The 3,271-nt window shown below is 67.8% G+C and carries 2 protein-coding genes; both read right to left on the minus strand.

Annotated features, from left to right (window positions below; all coding sequences use genetic code 11):
* A partial coding sequence (locus VLF18_RS18725; RefSeq protein ID WP_325281147.1) for a hypothetical protein occupies positions 1-1,725 on the minus strand: 1,725 nt, incomplete at its 3' end.
* A gap of 346 nt (positions 1,726-2,071) precedes the next feature.
* Positions 2,072-2,992 carry an arginase gene (gene rocF, locus VLF18_RS18730; RefSeq protein WP_325281148.1) on the minus strand — a complete coding sequence of 307 codons (921 nt, stop codon included), beginning with the start codon at positions 2,990-2,992 and terminating at the stop codon, positions 2,072-2,074.
* Positions 2,993-3,271 lie beyond the last annotated feature (279 nt).

Raw genomic sequence — 3,271 nt, forward strand, 5'->3', positions numbered from 1 at the left:
GTTGAACACCGATGTACCGGTCTCGGGCCGCGTATTGGCCGTGCCGTAGTAGACGGCGAGTCCGCGCGGACCATTCGGCGTCTTGAACAGCGCGTCGAAGCTCAGATAGACGGCGGAATAGCCGGTCGTGTTCAGCGCGAACTCGAAGTAGTCGTCGTTTGCGGTCACGAGCGGCGTGCCGATCGCCATCGCGCCGTTGGATCCCCACGACCCGGTGCCGGCCGGCGTGATCGTGTTGTCGCTGCTGCTGAACACCGGATTCACGCCGCCGCCCGCGGCGGCCGACGCGGTCACGTTCGCGATCGTCGGCGCGGGTGCGATCGTGCTCATGCCGGTCGGGAAATTCCAGCGCGCGAGCGTCAGGCCGCAAAGTCCCGTGCCCGGCGGCGGCGCGTTGTTGACGACGAGCGTCGCCGTCGCGGTCCGGCCCGTGTTCACGCCGCCGATCATCAGCGGGTTCGTCGTATTGACGTAGCTGCCGGTCGCCGCCGCGGTCACGTCGACCTTGACCACGCAGCTGCCGTTCGCCGCGACGGTGGCATCGGCGATCGTGATCGTCGAGCTGCCCGCGACGGCGGTGATCGTCGGCGCGCCGCAGCCGGCGCTGCTGATGCCGTTCGGCGTACTCACGACGAGACCGGCCGGCAGGTTGTCGACGACGCTGTAGCCGGCGACCGGACCCGCATTCGGATTCGTCAGCGTGAAGCTCAGCGCCGACACGCCGTTCACGCTGGTCGGGTTCGGACTGAAGCTTTTCGAAATCGTCGCGGCGGTCGGATCGACGATGTTCGCAATCCGCGCGCCGACCGAGAAATCGGCGTTGTAGTGAAAGCTCGATCCCGAGAAATCGTAGAGCAGCGTGTTGAGCGTCTGCGACGTGCCGCCGCCGCCGAGGATGCGCACGGTATATGTGGTCACGACCGTGCTGCCGCCGGCCTTGCCGGCGACGCCGACGCACGAGCGGTAGCTCGGGCTGTTCGGATCGTTCTGCCAGAGACAGGCGTCGGCGTAGAGCTTGTCGTTCGGCGAGGTCACGTAGACCGAGCTGTTCGCCGAATACGTCGTGCTGACGTTCAGCACCTGGAAGATCGTGTTCGGGAAATTGATGAAGGCTTCGAACTGTTCGTAGCCCTGCGTCGCGGTTCCGCCGGTGACTTCGATCGTGTAGGTGTTGCCGACGACGAGGCTCATGCTGCCGCCCGCGGCGACCGGCGTCAGCGACGAGGGCGTCGGACCGAAGCGCAGGCCGGTGATCGAATTGCGGTTCTGCGAGATCAGGTGCTCGACGTAGAGTTCGCGCGGCGCCGGCGTCGACGCGGTACCACTGAAGTCGGTCGCGGTGATGCGGTAGCGGCGCGCGGTGTCGAACGCCGCGGCCGTGCGCGTGACCTCGGCCTCGAAGTAGGCGTCGGCGCAGCCGCCGGCACCGATGCTCGGGAGATTCAGCGTGCTCTGCGATCCGGGCCGCAGCCCGATGTTCGCGTTCGGCGAATCCCAGACGAAGTTCACCGAGACGTTCGTCGTCGCCACCGTGCTGCAGACGCGTCCGCCGATCGGGAACAGGTACGGTCCCGTCGCCGGGTCATTGCTGTCCAGTCCGACGACGTTCCAGGTCAGCGGCGTCACGCTGAGCGCGGCTTCGACGGCTGCCGGGGCACCGGATCCGGCCACGGCAAGAACGGCCGCCAGCGCGAACGCGCGGCGGGAAATGCGGAATCCCGACATCATCGAAGCCCCCAAGATTGGCCTGCAGCCGGCACGCGTTGCGGGCGGCACGGGTCCCTGTATCGGACACGCGGTACGTCTACGACGGCATGCGACGTGCGTCATCGACCGGCCTCCCTGCGCGGCTGTTCGGATGCGGACGTCGCGCCCCACCAGTCTAAGCCGTATGGAATGACCGATGCCATCGGGGAACGTCAAAAAGAAATTCGACGCCCCCTTGAGGGAAACCCCAGATTGACGGGCTGGACAATACGCGTGCAGGTTGCCTCAAAGTGGCGATTGCGGACCACGCCGCATTCGCGACACTGTATACGCGCCGTCCTCGCGGCTTCGGACGCGAGCCGCTCTATTCGCGCATCAGCGTCGACTTGCCGAACAGGCTTTCGACGAGATCGACGGCGAGTTTCGCGGTCATGTTGCGCTTGTCGAACGCCGGATTGAGTTCGACGATGTCGAGCGAGCCGACGCGGCCGGTGTCGGCGATCATTTCCATGACGAGCTGCGCCTCGCGGTAGTTCGGGCCGCCGCGCACGCGCGTGCCGACGCCGGGCGCGATCGCCGGATCGAGGAAGTCGACGTCGAAGCTCACATGCAGATGAGTGTCCGCGTCGACGCCTTCGAGCGCTTCCTCCATCGCGCGCTTGACGCCGATCTCGTCGATGTAGCGCATGTCGTAGATGTCGAGGCCGACGTCGCGCACGAGTTTCTTTTCGCCGGGATCGACCGAGCGGATGCCGATCTGGCGGATCTCCTCGGGACGCAGCGCCGGTGCGCTGCCGCCGAGTTCGGTCAGCTCGCGCGGGCCGTAGCCGCAGAGGCAGGCGACCGGCATGCCGTGGACATTGCCCGACGGCGTGATCACGTTGGTATTGAAGTCCGCATGCGCGTCGAGCCAGAGCACGCGCAGCTTCTTGCCGCGCTCGCCGCACCAGCGCGCGACGGCCGTGATCGAGCCCATGGCCAGGCAATGATCGCCGCCGAGCATGATCGGCAGGCGCCCCGCGGCGAGTTCGGCGTACACCGCGTCGAGCACGCTGCGGTTCCAGGCGACGACTTCGGCCAGATGCCGGTAGCCCGCCTGCGGCGGCATCCACGGATTCATCGGTCCGATGAGGTTGCCGCGATCGACGACGTCGAGGCCGCGTTCCTGCAGCGCGTGCGAAATGCCGGCGACGCGCAGCGCTTCGGGCCCCATGGACGCGCCGCGATGGCCGGCGCCGATGTCGGTCGGCACGCCGATCAGGGAAACGGAGGAAGTGGAAGTCATGCTCGGCCTCATGGCCGCCGCGCGAAAGCGGCGCGGCAGGCGGAAAAACCGCAAGGATACCGTCGCGCCGGGTGGCGCCGCCAGCAAGCTCAGGGGCAGTCCCCGCGCGTCTTTCCGGCCGTCGCCGGCCCGGCGCGATCGCCTTACGGAGGCGGCAGGTCCGCATCCGCCGCGGCATGCAGCGCGGCAATCAGCGCGCCGAACGGCACGGCGACCGAGGCGACCAGGTCCGCGGCCGCCGAAGGCTCGTCGATGCCGTCGCTGCGCAGCCACTCGCCG

This window comes from Tahibacter sp., assembly GCF_035481375.1.
GTDB lineage: Bacteria > Pseudomonadota > Gammaproteobacteria > Xanthomonadales > Rhodanobacteraceae > Tahibacter.

Excerpts from the sequence above, each read along its gene's own strand:
- rocF (WP_325281148.1), bottom strand. The coding sequence starts at position 2,992 with ATGACTTCCACTTCCTCCGTTTCCCTGATCGGCGTGCCGACCGACATC.